This window comes from Serratia sp. CY33802, assembly GCF_052169095.1.
GTDB classification, from domain to species: domain Bacteria; phylum Pseudomonadota; class Gammaproteobacteria; order Enterobacterales; family Enterobacteriaceae; genus Serratia; species Serratia bockelmannii.
In genome coordinates this window covers 1-711 of the sequence record NZ_JBJNLL010000019.1, presented here as the reverse complement: position 1 = coordinate 711, position 711 = coordinate 1, and the positions used below count along the sequence as shown (strand labels likewise).

2 protein-coding genes are annotated in these 711 nt (G+C 46.7%); both read right to left on the bottom strand.

Going from position 1 to position 711, the window contains the following annotated elements; translation table 11 throughout:
- Positions 1 to 108 precede the first annotated feature (108 nt).
- A complete protein-coding gene (tnpA, locus tag ACJ8HA_RS23675; protein WP_141997679.1) occupies positions 109 to 567 on the bottom strand; it encodes an IS200/IS605-like element IS1541B family transposase in 459 nt (152 codons plus the stop codon).
- Positions 524 to 711 (bottom strand): hypothetical protein (locus ACJ8HA_RS23670; protein ID WP_273831221.1); only part of this gene is annotated, 188 nt, incomplete at its 5' end. The genes ACJ8HA_RS23670 and tnpA, both read right to left, overlap by 44 nt.

Here is a 711-nt window from a genome sequence, read left to right as displayed (position 1 = left end):
AATAAATATCCTCCGGCATAGCCGGAGGTTTTTCATATGCGCCTATAAGGCTCTCTTGCCAGCTGCGCCCTAACAGGCGCATCGCGATCTGACATTTGCTTCTATCGGTTACTTACGACCCGTAAACGGGCTACCTGGATAGGGGATCGACAACTGCTCACCCATCTTATCCTCTTCCAGTTGGTGCTTTATGTATTCTTGTATCTTGGCTGTATTTTTACCCACCGTATCAACGTAATACCCTCGACACCAAAACTCCCTGTTACGGTATTTGAACTTCAAATCCCCAAACTGCTCATAAAGCATCAGGCTGCTCTTGCCCTTCAGATACCCCATAAACCCCGATACACTCATCTTGGGGGGAATTTCCAGAAGCATATGGATGTGATCCACACAACATTCCGCCTCCAGAATATTCACGCTTTTCCATTCACAAAGCTTTCTTAAGATACTGCCAATTGCTCTGCGCTTTTCCCCGTAGAACACCTGTCTTCGGTACTTCGGCGCAAATACTATGTGATATTTACAGTTCCAGCGCGTGTGCGCTAAGCTCTTTTCGTCCCTCATAGGGACCCCCTTTTGATTTCTTGTTGAACGTTCGCAGTTGCCAGACCGCAAACTGTTTTAACAAATCAAAAGGGGTCTTTATAACTGGCTCAAAGCTGAAAGCTTTACGGAACCCCCAGCCTAGCTGGGGGTTTTTGCATACAA

Excerpts from the sequence above, each read along its gene's own strand:
- tnpA (WP_141997679.1), bottom strand. The coding sequence starts at position 567 with ATGAGGGACGAAAAGAGCTTAGCGCACACGCGCTGGAACTGTAAATAT.